Genomic DNA, 17,514 nt, shown 5'->3' on the forward strand with positions numbered 1-17,514 from the left:
CGACCAACCTACCGCCCGCCGCCGACAGTCACAGGTCCGTGGCGTCCCCGGCGCCGAGCCGCCCGTGGTCGGTGCCGCCGAGGGAGCCCAGGAGGCCGTCGTAGACGGGCCGGGCGAGGTCGGCGAGGTAGGCGTCGTGGATGTCGACGGCTCGGCCGGGCTTCACCTCGCGCAGGTAGTCGATCACTTCGGCGATCTTGTTCCAGGGCGCGTGCACCGGGAGCATCAGGGTCTCGACGGGCACGCCGGGCACGGTCAGGGCGTCCCCCGGGTGGAAGAGGGAACCGTCCACGAGGTAGCCGACATTGGTGACGCGGGGCACGTCCGGGTGGATCTCGGCGTGCAGCTCGCCGTACACCCGGACGTCGAAACCCTCGGCCTCGAAGGCGTCACCGTGGCCGACGGTGTGCACCCGGCCCGGGTAGGCGTCGGCCAACTTCTCCGCGACGCTGCGCAGGGTCCACAGCCCGGCCCGCGGGTTCGCCTCGAGCGCGGCGCGCAGCCGGCCCTCCTCGAAGTGGTCGGGGTGCTCGTGGGTGACCAGCAGCACGTCCGCCCCCAGCCCCGCGTCGGATTCGCTGAAGGCGCCCGGGTCGATGACGAGCACGCGCCCGTCCTTCTCCAGCTGAACGCACGAGTGCAGGCGCTTGGTGAGTTTCATGATCCCAGGCTAGGCCCTGTCGTCAAAGTAGCACCGGCAAGGCCCGGGGCGTCCGGTGCCGTGCATCGCAAGGCGGAGGGGCGCCCGAGTACTGGACGTACTCGGGCGCTCCGACAACGCGGGGAGGTGCGGTACCGGACGCCCCGGGCCAGGCGGGACTTTGACGACAGGGCCTAGCGCCCGACGGCCCGCCGGCGCGGCTACGGACAGGACCTACGGGACGGCCGTGGAGACCACGTACACCCGGGGGTTCCCGGGCTTGGTGAAGTCGACCGTGACATCCCGGGTGGGGCGGGGGTCCTTGGCGTCGAGGGTGATCCCGTACCAGGTGTGCTTGGGGCTCCAGCTCCAGCCGGCGACCTTCGCGTCCCGCTCGGAGATGGACACGCCCGGTGTCAGCTTGTCCTTGCTGGTGCCGATGTCGGCGAGGAAGGTGTCGAGTTCCCGCGGGGTCAGCGAGAACTGGGTGTAGAGCCGGCTGGTGTGCCAGTTGTTGGTCTCCAGGAACCCGACGAGCGAGGCCATCATCGGGATGGGGACCTCGTAGATGCTGCGCTGCACCGCGGACGGCCAGGCCGTGCGCACCTTGGCCGCGCCGACCGTGGCGGCCTTGTCGCGACCGCTCTCGCGGCTCTGGTGCGCCGAGATGGCGAGGTAGCCCGCCGGGACGCCGACGAGCAGCAGGATGATGATCGCGGTGATCCATCGGCGCCGGACGACGTGCCGACGGTCCTCGACCGCGGACGCGGGCGCGCCGCCCTCGTCGGGGGCGGCGGCCTGGCGGGGCAGCAGGGGGGGTGGGTTCACGGCTGTCGGTCCTGCTTCTCGGGGGCCGTCGGGCCGGTGGTGTCGCGCAGCCCCAACCGCGCGTAGCGCTCGTACCGCTCCACCCGCCGGCGCGTGGCCCGGCGGAAGCGGCGGGCCACGAGGCGGGAGAGGTCGGCGGCGCCGACCATGCCCGCCTCGGGGCCGAGCTGGGCCTTGGCGATCCGGGCCTCGGGGCGGTAGCCGCGGCCGGTGAGGTGGCGCCGGAAGGCGTCGCGGGCGGGACCGATCAGCAGGTCGTCGGCGGCGCTGACGCCACCGCCGATGACGAAGCAGGACGGGTCGAGCGCGGCGGCGAGGTTGGCGATGCCGACGCCCAGCCACTGGCCGATGTCCTGGAGGAGCTCCACGCACATGGCGTCGCCCTCGCGGGCCAGCTCGGTGATGAGCGGCCCGGTGATCTCCTGGATGTTGCCGCCGACCTTCGCGATGATGTTGTACGCGACCGGGGAGTCGGCGGCGGCCAGCTCGCGCGCCTCGCGGACCAGGGCGTTGCCGGAGCTGTACTGCTCCCAGCAACCGCGGTTGCCGCAGGGGCACCGGTGGCCGCCGGGCACGACCTGCATGTGGCCGAACTCGCCGGCCACCCCGTAGCGACCGCGCTTGACCTGGCCGCCTTCGAGGATGGCCCCGCCGATGCCGGTGCCGAGCGTGATCATGACCAGGTGGTCCTCGCCGCGGCCGGCGCCGAAGCGCCATTCGGCCCAGGCGGCGGTGTTGGCGTCGTTGTCCACCATGACCGGTACCGCGAGCCGGGACTGGAGCGCGTCGCGCAGCGGCTCGTCACGCCAGGCGAGGTGCGGGGCGAAGAGGACGCGGGAGCGGTCCGCGTCGACCCATCCGGCCGCGCCGATGCCCACGGCGTGCACGTCGTGCCGGTCGGACAGGTCCAGCACCAGTTCGACGATGGTGTCCTCGACGACCTTGGGGCTCTTGGACTTGTCCGGCGTCTCCGCGCGGATCTTCTCCAGGATGACGCCGTCGGCGTCCACCACTCCGGCCATGACCTTCGTGCCGCCGATGTCGATGCCGACGGTCGGGACGCGCGGGGCGGTCAGCAGCGACCGGCGTTCACGGGTCCCGACGGTCCGCAGGACGGTGCCCCGCGCCGACCCCCGGTGGGTGAGCGTGAAGTCCCGGTACGTGCTCATCGAGTCGTGTCGTCCCTCGGGGTGCGGGTGGTGCCGGACGTGTGGTCTGGGCCTGATTCTGCCACCCGCTCCAGTTCGTGGCTCAGCTCGTCCAGCTCGGAGCCGCCCGCCATCTGCCGCGTGAGCTCGTCCAGCGTGATCGAGTCGCGGGTGTGGCTGCCCGCCATGGCGCCTCGTTTGAGGAGCACGAAGCGGTCCCCGACGAGGTGGGCGTGGTGCGGGTTGTGGGTGATCAGCACCACGCCGAGACCCGCGTCACGGGCCGCGGCGACGTACTTGAGGACGACACCGGACTGCTTGACGCCCAGCGCCGCCGTCGGCTCGTCCAGGACGAGGACCTTGGCCCCGAAGTGGACGGCCCGGGCGATGGCCACGCACTGGCGCTCACCGCCGGACAGGGTGCCGATCGGTTGGTCCACGTCCCGCAGGTCGATGCCCATCCGCAGCAGTTCCGCGCGGGTGGTCTCGCGCATGAGGTCCACGTCGAGGCGGCGGAGGGGCCCGCGCCCGCGGGTGGGCTCGGAGCCGAGGAAGAAGTTCCGCCAGACCGGCATGAGCGGGACGACCGCGAGGTCCTGGTAGACGGTGGCGATGCCGTGGTCCAGGGCCGCGCGCGGGTTGGCGAGCACGGTCTCCTCGCCCTCGATCTCGAAGCTGCCGGCGTCGTGGCGGTGCAACCCCGCGATGATCTTGATCAGCGTGGACTTGCCGGCGCCGTTGTCGCCGAGGACACAGGTGATCTCGCCGGCGGAGACCTCCAGGGACACGTCCTGGAGGGCGCGGATGTTGCCGTAGTACTTGCTGACATCGGTCAGCCGCACCAGGGCGGTCGAGTCTTTCGCCGTCACGGCGGTCGCGTCCTTCACCGTCACTTCGCCTCCGCCCGCTTGCGGACCCATGCGTTGAGCAGCGTCGCGAGCAGCAGCATCGCGCCGAGGAAGAACTTGAACCAGTCCGGGTTCCACTGGGCGTAGACGATGCCGTTGCTGGTCATGCCGAAGATGAAGGCACCGACGGCCGAGCCGATGGCCGAGCCGTATCCGCCGGTCATCAGACAGCCGCCGATGACCGCCGCGATGATGTACAGGAACTCGTTGCCGACGCCTTCGCCCGATTGGACGACGTCGTAGGAGAAGAGGATGTGCTGCCCGGAGATCCAGGCGCACAGGGCGACGCCCATGTAGAGGCCGATGCGCGTCTTGACCACCGGGACGCCGGTGGCACGGGCCGCGTCCGCCCCGCCGCCGACCGCGAAGATCCAGTTGCCGGCGCGGGTGCGCAGCAGGAGCCAGGTGGCGAGCGCGACCAGGGCCAGCCACCACAGGACGGTGACCTTCAAGGTGACCGAGCCGACGTTCCACTGGGAGGCGAACAGGGCCCGGGCCGAGGGGAAGCCCTCCATGTCGGCGATGGACTTGGTGGAGACCGAGCCGCTGATCAGCTTGGTGAAGCCCAGGTTCAGGCCGGTCAGCATCAGGAAGGTGCCCAGCGTGATGATGAAGCTGGGCAGCTTCGTACGGGTCAGCATGAAGCCGTTGAAGAAGCCGATGGCGAGCGTGACCAGCAGGGACACCAGGACGCCGACCCAGACGTTGGCGGTCATCTGGTAGCTGAACATCGAGCTGATCAGTGCCGAGGTGGTGACCATGACGCCGGCGGACAGGTCGAACTCGCCGCCGATCATCAGCAGCGCGACCGGGACCGCCATGATCCCGATGGTGGAGGCCGAGTACAGGATCGTGCTCAGACTGGAGGCCCGTAGGAAGCTGTCTGCGGCGAAGGAGAAGAACACGAAGACGGCGGCGGCGCCGACCACCGCGCCGAGCTCGGGGCGGCCGAGGAGGCGGCGCACCAGGGAGGTGGGCGCCAGCCGTTCGTCGGCGAGGGCCGGTGCGCTCATCGGGTGCCCCGCTTGATGTACTCCTCCAGCTTGGCCGCCTCGGCGCCGGTGACGATCTGGGGGCCGGTGAGCACCGGGCGTCCGCCGCCGAGCACGTCGGCGTTGTAGCGATTGAGCCACAGCAGGTCGACGGCCTGGTACCCCTGGAGGTAGGGCTGCTGGTCGACGGCGAAGCCGAGGGCGCCGGACTTCAGGTCGCGGGCCACGGATTCGTTCAGGTCGAAGGTGTCCACCTCCGCCTTGCTGCCCGCCGTGTCCTTGGCCTTGATCGCGGTGGGGGCGAAGGGTGCGCCGAGGGTGACGATCGAGTCGACGGACGGGTCGGCCTGGATCTTGGCCTGGATGGCGGCCTGCACGGAGGGCATGTTGGTGCCCTCGACGTACAGGTTCTCCATGACCCCGCCGAAGGCCTTCTTCGCTCCGGCGCAGCGCTGCTCGTGGCCGACGTTGCCCTGCTCGTGCAGCACGCAGACGGCCTTCTTCTTGCCGCGCTTGGTCAACTCGGCGCCGACGGCCTCGCCCGCGATCTGCTCGTCCTGGCCGATGTGGGTGAGGGCGCCGTACTCGGCGGACTGGGCCGATCCGGAGTTGACGGTCACCACCGGGATCCCGGCCTTGACGGCCTTGGCGATGACGTCCTTGAGCGCCTCGGGCTTGGCGAGGCTGACGATGATGCCGTCGACCTTCTGGTCGATGGCGTTCTGCACGTACTGCGCCTGCTGCTGGGCCTGGTCGTCGTGGGCGTAGACGAAGTTGATGTTGTCCTTCGCGGCGGCCTCCTTGGCGCCCTTCTGGACGATGTCCCAGAAGGTGTCGCCATCGCCCGCGTGGGTGATCATCGCGAAGGTCCAGCGGGGGGTGTTCACGGCGGGCCGGCCCGCCTGGGCGCTCTTCGCCCGCTCCTCGGCGCGCTTGCCGCCCGTACTGCTGCAACCCACGAGGGAGGCGCCCAGTACCGCCGCGAGCACGGCGCCCACGACGCGCACCCCTGTCCCAACCCTAGCCACGTCGCCGTGCCTTTCCCTTGTCCCGCGTCTCTTCGTCGTGCGCCCGTCGAGCGAATCGTCGTGCATCTCGTCCCCGTCACAGCCGATCGTCGTCAAAGCGGTCCATTCCGGTTCCAGCCGCCCAGTATCCGCCACAGTGGACCATGGGAGACCATCGGGGCACTCCCGGGCAGATTGACAGGTCCCCGCTGCGGGGTCACGTTGAGTGCATGCGCATCGGGATCATCGGGACGGGCCGGATCGGCTCGTTCCACGCGGCGGTCCTGGCCCGCCGGCCGGACGCCGGCTCGCTGCTGCTTGCCGACGCCGTTCCCGAGCGGGCCGCGCGGCTCGCGGACCGGCTCGGGGCCACCGCCGCGCCGAGCGTGGACCAGGTCTTCAGCTGGGGCGTGGACGCCCTCGTCGTGTCCTGCGCGACGGAGGGGCACGCCGAGTTCGTCGTGCGGGCGGTGCGCGGCGGGCTGCCGGTGTTCTGCGAGAAGCCCGTCGCCCCCGATCTGGAGCGGACGCTGGCCGTGCTGCGCGAAGTCGGCGCGGCGCGCGGCGTGCTCCAGGTGGGCTTCATGCGCCGGTTCGACGCGGGGTACGCGGCCGCCCGGGCGCTCGTACGATCCGGCGCGCTGGGTCGGCTGCACACCGTACGGACCAACACGGCCGATCCCGCGCCGCCGCCGGCGGGGTACCTGCCGGCCTCCGGGGGCTTGTACCGGGACTGCCTGGTGCACGACTTCGACATGGTCCGCTGGGTGACCGGGCGCGAGGTGGCCGAGGTGTACGCGACCGGCTCGGACGCGGGCCTCCCGGCGTTCCGGGACGCGGGCGACGTCCATACCGGCGCGGCCCTGCTCACCCTGGACGACGCCACCCTCGTCAGCAGCACCGGTACCCGGTGCAACGGCGCCGGGTACGACGTGCGCATGGAGCTGGCCGGGGAGCTGGACCAGGTCTCCACCGGGCTGGACGACCGCACGCCCATCGCGTCGACCGAGCCGCACGGACCACCCCCGGCGAGCAAGCCGTGGACCGGGTTCCTGGAGCGGTTCGGCCCGGCCTACGAGGCGGAGCTGGCGGCCTTCGTACGGCTGGTGCGCGGCGAGGGCCCCAACCCGTGCGACGGCGGGGAGGCGCTCGCCGCGTTCCGGGTCGCGGAGGCCTGCGAGCACTCGCGCCGGGAGCGGCGCCCGGTACGGCTGGAGGAGCTCCCGGACCTGTGACCGGTGGACGACCTGTGACCGGTGGACGGCCTGTGACGCGTGGACGTCCTGTGTCGGCTGGACGGCCTGTGACCGGCGGCCCGGTCGTCGGGCGGCCCGCCGGGGGTCGGGTGATCCGCCGGGCATCCTCGGCGATCCCGCCCGCTACCAGCGCACCGGGTACCGCCGCACGCCCCGGACCATCGCGCCGGGTGTCCACTCCAGCGGCCCGTCCGGGTCCTCCGCGAGGTCGGGGAGGCGTTCCACGAGCGCGCGGATCGCGATCCGGCCCTCCAGTCGGGCCAGCGGGGCGCCGATGCAGTGGTGGATGCCGTGCCCGAAGGCGATGTGGCCGCCGCCGCGGGCGGGGCGGCGGATGTCGAAGGACTCGGCCTCGGAGAACCGGGCGGGGTCGCGGTCGGCCCCGGCGAGGGAGACGAGCACGGGTGAACCGGCCTCGATGAGGGTGCCGCCGATCTCCAGGTCCGCGCGGGCGAAGCGGAAGCTCGCGGTTTCCACCGGGCCGTCGTAGCGGAGCACCTCCTCCACCGTCCCGTCGATCAGGCCGGCCGGGTCGGCGCGCAGGGCCGCCAGCTGCTCGGGGTGGGCGAGCAGGGCTCGGATGCCGCTGGTGATCAGGTGCACGGTGGTCTCGACGCCGCCGAGCATCATCAGCAGGGCCATCGCCACCAGCTCCTGGGGGGTGAGCCGATCGCCGCCCTCCTCCCGGCTCATGGTCCAGGCGCTGAGCAGGTCACCGCCGGGGTCGGCGCGCTTGGCGTCGGTCAACTCGCTCACGTACGCCGTCATCTGCCGCCAGGCCGCGGCCTCCGACTCCACCCCGGTCGGTGCGACGATCTCCGCGACCCACGCCCGGAACGAGTCCCAGTCGCTCATGGGGACACCGAGGATCTCGCAGATCACGGTCATCGGCAGCGGCTGCGCGAAGACCTCGACCAGGTCCGCGCGACGTTCGGGGCGCGCTGTCATCGCGTCCAGCAGGGCGTCGGTGGTCTGCTGGACCATGGGCCGCAGGGCCTCGATCCGGCCGGGGGCGAAGGATGGGGCGACCAGCTTGCGCAGCCGGGTGTGGTGGGGCGGGTCCGAGCGCAGCATGTTGGCGCTGGCCTCGGTCGTCTCGCGGTCGCTGTAGAGGCCGGCGCCCAGCCAGTTCTTGGACACGTCGGGGTGGGTGAGTGCCTGCCGGGCCTCGTCGTGGCCGACGATCAGCCAGACTTCCTGGCCGTCCGCCGCCTTGACGCGGTGGACGGGCCCGCTCTCCCGCAGCCGCTTGTAGTGCGGATACGGGTTCTCGTTGAAGTTTTCGGCGATCGTACTGAGGTCCAGAATCGGCATGGGGTCACCCTAGACCGGCAGTTGACCTCGGATGGAGCGGCTTTCGGCCATTCGATCAGCCTGCGGCGCGCCGGCCCCAGGCCGTGCCGGCGAGGACCAGCGCGGCCCCCACGAGGCCGGCGGGGCCCGGTCGGTCCCCGCCGAGGGCGATACCGGCGGCGGCCGCCCACAGGGGCTCGGTGCCGAGCAGCAGGCTGACGCGGGAGGGGGAGGTGGCGCGTACGGCCCACATCTGCACGAAGAAGGCGAAGAGCGTGCACAGCAGGGACAGGAAGGCCAGTGCGACCCATGCGGCGGGACCGAAGCCGGCGGCGGCCTCCCACGGGCTCGCGCCGGTGCCCGGCAGTGCGGCCAGCACGGCGAAGACCGCGACGGCGCTCGCCAGTTGCACGGTGGTGAGGGAGAGCGAGTCGGCGTCCTGGACGACCTTGATCCGGGCCATCAGCAGGACGTGCGCGGTCCGCGCGAGGGCGGCGCCGAGGATCAGCAGGTCGCCGGCGCCGGGGGCGGTGAACCCGGCGCCCTGCGTCAGCAGCACCACCCCGGTGACGGACAGGGCGGCGGCGCCGAGGAAGCCGCGGGAGGGGCGCCTGCGGCGTACCGCGGCCTCGGCGAGCGGGGTGAAGATCATGGTCAGGCTGATGATCAGCCCGGCGTTGGTGGCGGAGGTGTGGACGACCCCGTAGGTCTCCAGCAGGAAGATCCCGCCCAGTACGAGCCCCAGGGCGCCCGCGCCGCGCAGTTGGGCCCCGGTGAGCGCCCGGAGCCGCCGCCACCCGGCGAGGGCGAGGACCGGCAGCACGAGCGCGAACCGCAGTACGAGCACGGCGACCACGGTGTGTCCGGCGGTGATCCCCTTTGCCGCGAGGTAACTGCCGCCCCAGACGACGGCCACGAGCAGCACCGGCAGATCGGTGGGCCAGGCCCGGCGGGATGCGGGGGCGGGGACGGGGACGGCGAGCGCGGACACGGGGTCTCCAGCGGCGGGAGGCGGGCGGAGACTTCGGCGGCTCCCTCTGGACGCGGCTCACCGTACCGGAGTGGATCACGGTGGGTCGACGGCTTCGTGTCCGGCCGCGCCGCGGTCCCCCGGTCAGTCGGTGAAGGAACCGAAGGCCGCGCGGCCGGTCGGCCGGTAGGTGTGCAGGGCGATGCCGCCCGGGGTGGTGCGGTGGTCGGTCAGGGCGTAGGACGTCGGGAGGCCGCCCGTGGGGAACAGCCGGCGGCCCGCGCCGAGGAACACCGGGAACACCAGCAGGTTGAGCTCGTCCACCAGGTCACGGGCGAGCAGCCACTGCGCCAGTCGCCCGCTGCCGTGGACCTGGAACTCTCCGTCCAGCCGGTCCTTGACCCGTACGACCTCGGCCTGGAGGTGTTCGCCGTCGACGACCGTGGTGTTCTCCCACGCCGGTTCGCGCAGCGTGGTGGAGGCGACGTACTTCGGCAGGTGGTTGAGCTTGCTCGCTACGGGGTCCGCCGGGTCGTCGTGGTGGGGCCAGTAGCCGGCGAAGATGTCGTAGGTGCGCCGCCCGAGGAGGAACGCCTCGGCCCGGTCGAAGATCTCCGTCACGAACGCGCCCATGCCCTCGTCGGCGAAGGGCACGAGCCAGCCGCCGTAGCGGAAGCCGTCACTGGGGTCCTCCTCGGGCGCTCCGGGGGCTTGCGTCACCCCGTCGAGGGTGAGGAAGGTGGTGAGGGTCAGCTTGCCCATGGCTCCGCGCTCCTTGCTCGGTACGGTCAGGTCGTCCGCACCCTTCAGACTCCCCGGCCGCCCCCCGACTCGTCGCCGCGGCGCGCGCGGGAGACGGGTCACTTTTCCGCCGGCACCCGTCCCGGCGGCTCCCGATACACGGCTCCCCGTACGCGGCTCCCGATACACGGCTCCCCGTACGCGGCTCCCGATACGCGGTTCCCCGTACGCCGAAGGGGCGCACCGACCGGCGGTGCGCCCCTTCGGACCGTACGGACCGGACGCCCCCGGGGGTGTCGGCCCCCGGGGTACGTGATCAGCCGCCGAGTTCCTGGTGGCGGGCGGCGTGCGCGGCCGCGCCGGCCTCCGTCAGGGAGCCGAACAGCCGCAGGCGGGAGAAGCCGCCGTCCGGGAAGATGTCGATGCGCACGTGCGTGCCGACCGCCGGGGTGTCCAGCACGAAGCGGTGGTTGGTGTCGGGCTGCAGGCGGGTGCGCGGCAGGAACTCCGTCCACTCACCCTCCTCGCCGGACTTGACGGACAGTGAGGCCCAGCCGGCCGAGTTGCCCTTGAGGTAGGCGGTGTCGATCTCGACGGCGCGGATCTCGGAGTCGGCGACCAGCTGGTAGCGGATCCAGTCGTTGCCGTTGTCCCGGCGGCGCGCGGTCTCCCAGCCGTCGTCCATCTTGCGGGAGCGGCCCGGGTTGATGGTGTTGGTCGGCGGGGAGTAGAAGCGGTTGGACGCGTCCTCGACCGAGCCGCCGTTCTCCAGGGCGACGACGTCGAACGTACCGAGCGCGGCGAGCCACTTGGGGTCCGGGCGGACCTCTCCGTAGACGCGCAGGCGGGCCACGCCGCCGTCCGGGTGCTGGTTCAGGCGCAGGTGCGTGAAGCGCTGCTCGACGTTGATCTCGAAACCGTTGGCCGCGTGGCCGCCGACGGGGGTGCGCTCGACGAGGGTCGTCCACTTGACGTCGTCGGAGAGCAGTTCCTCGGCGGTCGGGGAACCCTCGACGGCGGCGGCCTGTACGGAGACGGCCTGCGGCATGTTGCCGCGGAAGTGGGCGGTGTCGACGACGATGCCGCGGATGACGCCGGGGGCGCCGAGGCGGATCAGGGCGTAGTCGTGGTCCTCGGCGGTCGGCCAGGGCTGCTCGGCCGAGACGCCCCGACGGCGGCGGGTCTCCCAGCCGTCCATGACCTTGCCCTTGTGTCCGAAGTGCTCGGGGTCGAAGTGCGCGGGCTCCTCGATGAGCAGGTTCTCGCGCTCGGCGAAGAACTCGTCGTTGGCGGCGATGACACCGGCGCCGAGCGCACGCGCCGCGAGGTTCGCGTACTGGGTGAACGGGAAGTCCGCGGTGCGGTAGTCCGCGTACGGGTCGCCGCCCCCGTACGGGTTCGCGTTGCCGGTGAAGGAGGGAATCGCCGTCACAGTCAGTTCTGCCTTTCGAGAAGTCGGCCCGTGGGCTCGGTCGGGGTGCCGTGGTCGGCGATCTGCGTACCGCGCAGCCAGGTGGACTTCACGACGCCGTGCAGGGTCTTGCCCGCGTACGCCGTGACCTGGTTGCGGTGGTGCAGGTGGGCCGGGTCCACGGTGAAGGTCTCTTCGGGGGCCAGCACCGCGAAGTCGGCGTCGCGGCCGGCCTCGATGGCGCCCTTGGCGGCCAGTCCGGCCAGGGCCGCCGGCGCGGTGGACATCCAGCGCGTGACCTCTTCGAGGGTGTGGCCGCGCTTCCTCGCCTCGGTCCAGATCGCGGGCAGGCCCAGCTGGAGGGAGGAGATGCCGCCCCACGCGGTGGCGAAGTCGCCGGTCTTGAGGTCCGCGGTGGAGGGCGAGTGGTCGGAGACGACGCAGTCGATGGTGCCGTCGGCGAGCGCGTCCCACAGGAGGTCCTGGTTGGCGGCCTCGCGGATGGGCGGGCAGCACTTGAACTCGCTGGCGCCGTCGGGTACTTCCTCGGCGGTGAGGGTGAGGTAGTGCGGGCAGGACTCGACGGTGATCCGGACGCCCTCGGCCTTGGCGGCGGCGATCAGCGGCAGCGCGTCGGAGGAGGACAGGTGCAGGACGTGGACGCGCGCGTTCAACCGCTTCGCCTGGGCGATGAGGTTCTCGATCGCGGTGTTCTCGGCGTCGCGCGGCCGTGAGGCGAGGAAGTCCGCGTACTTGGGGCCGGTCTTGTGCGGCGCGGACTCCAGGTGGTGCGGGTCCTCGGCGTGCACGATCATCAGGCCGCCGAAACCGGTGATCTCTGCGAGCGAGGTGGCCAGCTGCTCCTGGTCGAGCTCGGGGAACTCGTCCACGCCGGAGGGCGACAGGAAGCACTTGAAGCCGTAGACGCCGGCGTCGTGCAGGGGGCGCAGGTCCTTGACGTTGTCGGGCAGCGCACCGCCCCAGAAACCGACGTCGACGTGGGCCTTGCTGCGCGCCACGTCCTGCTTGATCTGCAGGTGGTCCACGGTGGTGGTCGGCGGCAGGGAGTTCAGCGGCATGTCGAGGATCGTGGTGATGCCTCCGGCCGCGGCGGCGCGGGTGGCCGTCCAGAAGCCCTCCCACTCGGTGCGGCCCGGGTCGTTCACGTGGACGTGGGTGTCCACCAGGCCGGGGAGCAGGACATCGTCCCCGAAGTCCTCCAGCCGGGCCCCGGCCGGTACTTCGGCCTCGTGCGGCAGTACGGCGACGATCTTCCCGGCGGCGACGGCTACCGAAGCGGCGCGCGTCCCCTCCGGGGTGATGACGCGAGTCGAGCGCAGTACCAGTTCCACGTCGTCGGACACGCCGGAACCTCCCCATCTACTTCCACAGAGCGAAATTCAACGTTCTGTTGACGGAGTCTTCACCGCGATCCGAAGCCAGTCAAGAGTGTCCGGACGGACCGCTGACACCCTCGCGGGCCGCTTGGACGTTTCCACAAGATGGAATTAAGATTTCACTATACAGAATGTAGCTACCACCATCCAGGGACGCCGGGTAACTTCAGGGCACCCTCCGTCTCCCGGACAAACCCCCTCTGACCGGCGGGTAAGGCATCGCCCGGCTCTAGGGCCGACGCCGACCGACCGGTAGGCTGCTTCCTTGCCTGCCAGTACCGAAAGGACCGCGCCCGTGCCGACGTCCAGCGCCAGCACCACCGACGCTTCCGCCAAGCCCACCGCCGGCGGCGGTGGCGTCCAGTCCCTGGAGCGCGCCTTCGACCTGCTCGAACGCATGGCCGACGCGGGGGGCGAAGTCGGCCTCAGTGAGCTCTCCGCCGCCAGCGGTCTCCCGCTGCCGACGATCCACCGCCTCATGCGCACCCTCGTGGCGTGCGGGTACGTCCGCCAGCAGACCAACCGACGCTACTCCCTCGGTCCCCGGCTGATCCGCCTCGGCGAGTCGGCCGCCCGGCTGCTGGGCACGTGGGCCCGGCCCTACCTGGCCCGCCTCGTGGAGGAGACCGGGGAGACGGCGAACATGGCGCTGCTCGACGGGGACGAGATCGTCTACGTCGCCCAGGTGCCCTCCAAGCACTCCATGCGCATGTTCACGGAGGTCGGCCGCCGGGTGCTGCCGCACTCCACCGGCGTGGGCAAGGCGCTGCTCGCGTACACCCCCGCCGACGAGGTCCGTGCCCTGCTCGCGCGCACCGGTATGCCGGCCGCGACCGAGAAGACCATCACCACGCCCGAGGGCTTCCTGGACGCCCTGGAGCAGGTCCGCAAGGTCGGCTACGCGGTCGACGACAACGAGCAGGAGATAGGGGTCCGCTGCCTGGCGGTGTCGGTGCCGAACTCCCCGACCGCCGCGGCGATCTCCATCTCCGGCCCGGCGGGCCGGGTCACGGAGGCCGTGGCCGAGTCCTTCGTGCCGATCCTCCAGGGCGTGGCGACCGAGCTGTCGGTGGCCTTGCAGAGCCAGAGCCCGGCGTAGCCTTCCCGCCACGAGAGCCCCGGCGCCGCCCGCGAGGGAGGGCGCCGGGGCTCTCGCGTGGCCGCGGGGGCCCGGACGTCGCTCAGGCCGTCGGGACCGACCGGGTGAGGCGACCGTCGGTCATCCGCGCCGTGCCGTCCATCCGCTCCAGGTGGGCGTGGTCGTGGGTGACCAGCACGGTGGCCGTGGAGCGCTCGCGGGTCAGGGTGACCAGGAGGTCGAGCACGGCCGCTCCGCGCTCGTGGTCCAGGGCGCTGGTGGGCTCGTCGACCAGCAGCACGGCGGGCTCGTTCATCAACGCGCGGGCGATGTTGACGCGCTGGCGCTGGCCGCCGGAGAGCTGGTGGGGACGGCGATCGGCCTTGTCGGCCAGGCCCACGGCGTCCAGCAGCTCCAGCGCCCGCCCGCGCGCCGCCCGGGCGGGGCGGCCCGAGAGGTGGGCCATCACCTGGAGCTGCTCGGCGGCGGTGAGCGAGGCCGGGAGGTTGGGCTGCTGGAAGACGATCCCGATCTCCTCGCGGCGCAGCTTCGACTTCTCGGCCGCGCCGAGGTCGGCGGTGTCCCGGCCCGCGACGACCACCCGCCCCGAATCCGGGGTCACGAGGGTGGCGGCCACGGCGAGCAGGCTGGACTTCCCGGAACCGGAAGGCCCGACGACCGCCGTGAGGGTGCCGCCGGGCACCTCCAGGCAGACGCCGTCCAGCGCGGTCAGCCGGCTGTCGCCGTCGGGGTAGGTGAGGGTGACGTCGTGGAGGTGCAGGGTCATCGGGCGCTCCCCAGGGCGGTCAGCGGGTCGACGGCGGTGATCCGCCGGATGGACAGGGCCGCGCCCAGGGCGCCGAGCGCGATCATGACCGCGGCGGGGACGAGGACGGTGGCCGCGTCGAGTACGAAGGGCACCGCGCCGCCGCTGATCAGCGCGCCGAAGCCGGCCGCGAGCGCCGTGCCGAGCCCGGTGCCGAGGCCGAGCATGACCACGGCCTGCCCGAGCGCGTCCCGCAGCAGGTACCCGGTGGAGGCCCCCAGTGCCTTCAGGACCGCGATGTCACCGCTGCGCTGGATGGTCCACACCGTGAAGAAGGCCCCTATGACCAGCGCCGAGATGGCGAAGAGGAAGCCGCGCATCAGCTGGAGGGAGCCGTTCTCGGAGGTGTAGGAGCCGATGGCGCCGAGCGCGTCGTCGATCGTCTCGGTCCGGGTGCCGGCGGCCTTGTCGCCGGCCGCGAGGTCGGCGCCGGGCGCGTCCAGGGCGACGACGGTGGCGACGGTGCCGCCGCCCCCGCCCGGGTTCCCGACGCGTTGCCAGTCCCCCAGGTCCGCCCAGACCACCGGGGTGTGGCTGAACGCGGCGGTGCCGGACACCGCGGCCACGGTCAGTTCGAGCGGGCCGACCCTCAGCCGGGTCCCGGGCTCGGCGCCGCCGAGTTCCTCGGCGGCCCTCCCGGTGAGGACCACCCGGCCCGGGGCGAGGCCGGAGCCGGGGGGAGCGAGCCGTCCGGCGGGGTCGACGCCGAAGAGGGAGACCGCGGCGGTGCGCTCGCCGCGGACGGCGTTGGCGGTGCGGATGGCAAGCGGCTGCGCCATCCGCACCCCCGGTCGCGTTCCCCAGGTCCGCCAGGCGGCCTCCGGCACCTGCGAGTTGGTGAAGGACACCTTCTGGTCGCCCGTGGGCGCGGCGAAGGACAGGTGGGTGGCGGGCAGTGCGGTGACGGCCGAGATGTTCTCCCGGGCCAGTCCGGACGTGAGTCCGGACAACAGGCCGACCAACAGCGTGATCAGCAGGACGACCGCCCCCATCAGGGCGAAGCGGCCCTTGGCGAACCGTAGATCTCTCCATGCGACGAACATGGTCCCCACCCTGCTGTCGGCAGTGGGCCCGGGGCATCGCGCGGCGGTTCGGTTCCCGGTATCGAAGGGCGGATCCCGATATCGAACTTTCGGTTGACCGGGCGCCCGCCGGCCGCGCTTACGCTGGTCAGGCCATGCCCGTACGCCCCCGCTCCCCCGCCTCCCGCCCGCTGACGCCCGTTTCGCGCGTCCTGCGGCTGTGCCTGCACGCGCTGTTCTTCGGACTGCTCGCCCTGGCCGCCGGTCGGGCCGTCACCGACTCCACGCCGCGCGCCGGGTGGGTGGTGGCCGTCTGCGCGCTGCTCGCCGCGCTCTACGCGGGCGGGGCGCTGACCCCCGCGGTGCACCGGTCGTCGCGGGCCGGGGCGGTGTGGCTCGGGGCGCTGGGCTGCGCGTGGGCGGCGCTGCTCGTGGTCTCCCCGGACGGGCTCTGGATCGCCTTCCCGCTGTACTTCCTGGAACTGCACCTGCTGCGGCTGCGTTGGGGGATCACGGCCGTCGCGGTGACGGCCTGCGCGGCCATCGGCGGTTTCCTCGGGCACAGTGGCCCGGCGGACGGCGTCGTGGTGACGCCCGGGGCGTTCCTGGGGCCGCTGCTGGGCGGCGCCGTGGCGGTGGCGACCGTACTGGGCTATCAGGCGCTGTACCGCGAGAGCGAGCGCCGGCGGCGGCTGATCGAGGAGCTCATGGCGACGCGGGCGGAACTGGCGGACGCCGAGCGGAGCGCCGGCGTCCTCGCCGAGCGGGAGCGGCTCGCGCGGGAGATCCACGACACGCTGGCGCAGGGGCTGTCGTCCATCCAGTTGCTGCTGCGGGCCGCCGAGCGGTCGCTCCCCGAGGACGCGGCGGCGCTGGAGCACATCGGTCGGGCCCGCGAGGCCGCGCAGGAGAACCTCGCCGAGGCCCGCCGGTTCGTACGCGCCCTGACCCCGCCCGATCTGGAGCACGGGTCGCTCCCCGCCGCGCTGGAGCGGCTGTGCGCGGCCGCGCCCGGGCCGCGGGTGCGGTTCTCCTTGAGCGGCGCGTCCCGGGCGCTGCCCACCCCGTACGAGGTGGCGCTGTTGCGGATCGCCCAGTCGGCGCTGGCCAATGTGGTGCGCCACGCGCGGGCCCGGCGCGCCGAGATCACCCTGACCTTCATGGACGCCTCGGTCACGCTGGACGTCGTCGACGACGGCCGCGGCTTCGACGTCTCCTCGGCGCCTTCCGGGGCGGGTGGGTTCGGCCTGCCCGCGATGCGCTCGCGCGCCGAGACGCTGGGCGGGCTGTTCACCGTGGAGTCCGCCCCGGGCCAGGGCACCGCCGTGGCCGTCACCCTGCCGCTGCCCCTGGAGGCACCCTGATGACCATCCGGCTGCTGCTGGCCGACGATCACCCGGTGGTGCGGGCCGGACTGCGGGCCGTGCTGGAGGCCGAGCCGGACTTCGCGGTGGCGGCGGAGGCGGCGACGGCGGAGCGGGCGGTGGAGCTCGCCGCCTCGGCGGGGGTCGACGTGGTGCTCATGGACCTCCAGTTCGGGTCCGGGATGCACGGTTCGGCGGCGACGGCCCTGATCACGGCGCTCCCGGTGGCCCCCAGGGTGCTGGTGCTGACGACGTACGACACGGACGCGGACATCCTGGCGGCGGTGGAGGCGGGCGCTTCCGGCTACCTGCTGAAGGACGCCCCGCCGGAGGAGCTGGCGGCGGCCGTCCGCACGGCGGCGGCCGGCCAGTCGGCGCTGGCCCCGGCGGTGGCGCTGCGGCTGATGGACCGGATGCGGACGCCCGCGCAGGCGTTGACGAAGCGGGAGCTGGAGGTGCTCCAGCTGGTCGCGGACGGGCTGTCGAACCAGCAGATCTCCAAGCGGCTGTTCCTCAGCCAGGCCACGGTCAAATCCCACTTGGTCCACGTCTACGCGAAGCTCGGCGTCGACTCCCGCACGGCGGCCGTGGCCGCCGCCGCCGGCCGCCGCCTGATCCGCACCCGCTAGGGTC

17 protein-coding genes are annotated in these 17,514 nt (G+C 72.5%); 4 read left to right on the forward strand and 13 right to left on the reverse strand.

What is annotated here, in order from left to right; all coding sequences use genetic code 11:
* Positions 1 to 28: 28 nt before the first annotated feature.
* From ACV7NM_RS06935 to ACV7NM_RS06960, 6 genes are all read right to left on the reverse strand, one after another.
* Positions 29 to 661 carry an MBL fold metallo-hydrolase gene (locus tag ACV7NM_RS06935; protein ID WP_463409441.1) on the reverse strand — a complete coding sequence of 211 codons (633 nt, stop codon included), beginning with the start codon at positions 659 to 661 and terminating at the stop codon, positions 29 to 31.
* Between the two features lie 213 nt (positions 662 to 874).
* Positions 875 to 1,468, reverse strand: coding sequence for a hypothetical protein (locus tag ACV7NM_RS06940; protein ID WP_463409442.1), 594 nt, complete (start codon positions 1,466 to 1,468; stop codon positions 875 to 877).
* Positions 1,465 to 2,637, reverse strand: a complete 1,173-nt coding sequence (locus ACV7NM_RS06945) for an ROK family glucokinase (protein WP_463409443.1) — start codon at positions 2,635 to 2,637, stop codon at positions 1,465 to 1,467. The genes ACV7NM_RS06940 and ACV7NM_RS06945 overlap by 4 nt, the downstream gene beginning before the upstream one ends.
* Positions 2,634 to 3,536 (reverse strand): ATP-binding cassette domain-containing protein, encoded by a 903-nt coding sequence (locus ACV7NM_RS06950; protein WP_463409444.1) that lies wholly within the window; start codon positions 3,534 to 3,536, stop codon positions 2,634 to 2,636. The genes ACV7NM_RS06945 and ACV7NM_RS06950 overlap by 4 nt, the downstream gene beginning before the upstream one ends.
* Positions 3,506 to 4,537, reverse strand: a complete 1,032-nt coding sequence (locus ACV7NM_RS06955; RefSeq protein ID WP_463409445.1) for an ABC transporter permease — start codon at positions 4,535 to 4,537, stop codon at positions 3,506 to 3,508. The genes ACV7NM_RS06950 and ACV7NM_RS06955 overlap by 31 nt, the downstream gene beginning before the upstream one ends.
* Positions 4,534 to 5,544 carry a sugar ABC transporter substrate-binding protein gene (locus tag ACV7NM_RS06960; protein WP_463409446.1) on the reverse strand — a complete coding sequence of 337 codons (1,011 nt, stop codon included), beginning with the start codon at positions 5,542 to 5,544 and terminating at the stop codon, positions 4,534 to 4,536. The genes ACV7NM_RS06955 and ACV7NM_RS06960 overlap by 4 nt, the downstream gene beginning before the upstream one ends.
* 209 nt (positions 5,545 to 5,753) lie before the next feature.
* Between ACV7NM_RS06960 and ACV7NM_RS06965 the strand changes: the two genes are divergently transcribed.
* Entirely contained in the window at positions 5,754 to 6,758 is a 1,005-nt protein-coding gene (locus tag ACV7NM_RS06965) for a Gfo/Idh/MocA family protein (RefSeq protein ID WP_463409447.1), read from the forward strand.
* A 144-nt stretch (positions 6,759 to 6,902) separates the two neighbouring features.
* On the opposite strand, the gene ACV7NM_RS06970 is transcribed toward ACV7NM_RS06965, so the two are convergent.
* From ACV7NM_RS06970 to allB, 5 genes are all read right to left on the reverse strand, one after another.
* On the reverse strand, positions 6,903 to 8,093 hold the full coding sequence (locus tag ACV7NM_RS06970) for a cytochrome P450 family protein (RefSeq protein ID WP_463409448.1): 1,191 nt from the start codon (positions 8,091 to 8,093) through the stop codon (positions 6,903 to 6,905).
* A gap of 55 nt (positions 8,094 to 8,148) precedes the next feature.
* Positions 8,149 to 9,063 carry a DMT family transporter gene (locus ACV7NM_RS06975; RefSeq protein ID WP_463409449.1) on the reverse strand — a complete coding sequence of 305 codons (915 nt, stop codon included), beginning with the start codon at positions 9,061 to 9,063 and terminating at the stop codon, positions 8,149 to 8,151.
* Positions 9,064 to 9,186: 123 nt separating this feature from the next.
* Positions 9,187 to 9,804 carry a dihydrofolate reductase family protein gene (locus ACV7NM_RS06980; protein WP_463409450.1) on the reverse strand — a complete coding sequence of 206 codons (618 nt, stop codon included), beginning with the start codon at positions 9,802 to 9,804 and terminating at the stop codon, positions 9,187 to 9,189.
* A 295-nt stretch (positions 9,805 to 10,099) separates the two neighbouring features.
* Positions 10,100 to 11,215, reverse strand: coding sequence for an allantoicase (gene alc / locus ACV7NM_RS06985; protein ID WP_463409451.1), 1,116 nt, complete (start codon positions 11,213 to 11,215; stop codon positions 10,100 to 10,102).
* Positions 11,216 to 11,217: 2 nt separating this feature from the next.
* On the reverse strand, positions 11,218 to 12,558 hold the full coding sequence (gene allB, locus ACV7NM_RS06990; protein ID WP_463409452.1) for an allantoinase AllB: 1,341 nt from the start codon (positions 12,556 to 12,558) through the stop codon (positions 11,218 to 11,220).
* 328 nt (positions 12,559 to 12,886) lie between these two features.
* On the opposite strand from allB, the gene ACV7NM_RS06995 reads away from it, so the two are divergent.
* Positions 12,887 to 13,690 (forward strand): IclR family transcriptional regulator, encoded by an 804-nt coding sequence (locus ACV7NM_RS06995; RefSeq protein WP_463409453.1) that lies wholly within the window; start codon positions 12,887 to 12,889, stop codon positions 13,688 to 13,690.
* A gap of 82 nt (positions 13,691 to 13,772) precedes the next feature.
* On the opposite strand, the gene ACV7NM_RS07000 is transcribed toward ACV7NM_RS06995, so the two are convergent.
* On the reverse strand, positions 13,773 to 14,456 hold the full coding sequence (locus tag ACV7NM_RS07000; RefSeq protein ID WP_463409454.1) for an ABC transporter ATP-binding protein: 684 nt from the start codon (positions 14,454 to 14,456) through the stop codon (positions 13,773 to 13,775).
* Positions 14,453 to 15,538 carry an ABC transporter permease gene (locus tag ACV7NM_RS07005; protein ID WP_463409455.1) on the reverse strand — a complete coding sequence of 362 codons (1,086 nt, stop codon included), beginning with the start codon at positions 15,536 to 15,538 and terminating at the stop codon, positions 14,453 to 14,455. The genes ACV7NM_RS07000 and ACV7NM_RS07005 overlap by 4 nt, the downstream gene beginning before the upstream one ends.
* A 134-nt stretch (positions 15,539 to 15,672) precedes the next feature.
* Here ACV7NM_RS07005 and ACV7NM_RS07010 point away from each other — a divergent pair, with 134 nt between their 5' ends.
* Positions 15,673 to 16,881 (forward strand): sensor histidine kinase, encoded by a 1,209-nt coding sequence (locus tag ACV7NM_RS07010; protein WP_463409456.1) that lies wholly within the window; start codon positions 15,673 to 15,675, stop codon positions 16,879 to 16,881.
* Positions 16,881 to 17,510 (forward strand): response regulator, encoded by a 630-nt coding sequence (locus tag ACV7NM_RS07015; protein ID WP_463409457.1) that lies wholly within the window; start codon positions 16,881 to 16,883, stop codon positions 17,508 to 17,510. The genes ACV7NM_RS07010 and ACV7NM_RS07015 overlap by 1 nt, the downstream gene beginning before the upstream one ends.
* Positions 17,511 to 17,514: the final 4 nt, after the last annotated feature.

This window comes from Streptomyces sp. Tek67B01, assembly GCF_055231995.1.

Bases quoted from the DNA above. Each gene is read 5' to 3' on its own strand.
- ACV7NM_RS06935 (WP_463409441.1), bottom strand. From the start codon at position 661: ATGAAACTCACCAAGCGCCTGCACTCGTGCGTTCAGCTGGAGAAGGAC.
- ACV7NM_RS06970 (WP_463409448.1), bottom strand. From the start codon at position 8,093: ATGCCGATTCTGGACCTCAGTACGATCGCCGAAAACTTCAACGAGAAC.
- ACV7NM_RS07005 (WP_463409455.1), bottom strand. From the start codon at position 15,538: ATGTTCGTCGCATGGAGAGATCTACGGTTCGCCAAGGGCCGCTTCGCC.
- ACV7NM_RS06980 (WP_463409450.1), bottom strand. From the start codon at position 9,804: ATGGGCAAGCTGACCCTCACCACCTTCCTCACCCTCGACGGGGTGACG.
- ACV7NM_RS06955 (WP_463409445.1), bottom strand. From the start codon at position 4,537: ATGAGCGCACCGGCCCTCGCCGACGAACGGCTGGCGCCCACCTCCCTG.
- ACV7NM_RS07000 (WP_463409454.1), bottom strand. From the start codon at position 14,456: ATGACCCTGCACCTCCACGACGTCACCCTCACCTACCCCGACGGCGAC.
- ACV7NM_RS06950 (WP_463409444.1), bottom strand. From the start codon at position 3,536: ATGGGTCCGCAAGCGGGCGGAGGCGAAGTGACGGTGAAGGACGCGACC.
- ACV7NM_RS06965 (WP_463409447.1), top strand. From the start codon at position 5,754: ATGCGCATCGGGATCATCGGGACGGGCCGGATCGGCTCGTTCCACGCG.
- ACV7NM_RS06945 (WP_463409443.1), bottom strand. From the start codon at position 2,637: ATGAGCACGTACCGGGACTTCACGCTCACCCACCGGGGGTCGGCGCGG.
- ACV7NM_RS07015 (WP_463409457.1), top strand. From the start codon at position 16,881: ATGACCATCCGGCTGCTGCTGGCCGACGATCACCCGGTGGTGCGGGCC.
- ACV7NM_RS07010 (WP_463409456.1), top strand. From the start codon at position 15,673: ATGCCCGTACGCCCCCGCTCCCCCGCCTCCCGCCCGCTGACGCCCGTT.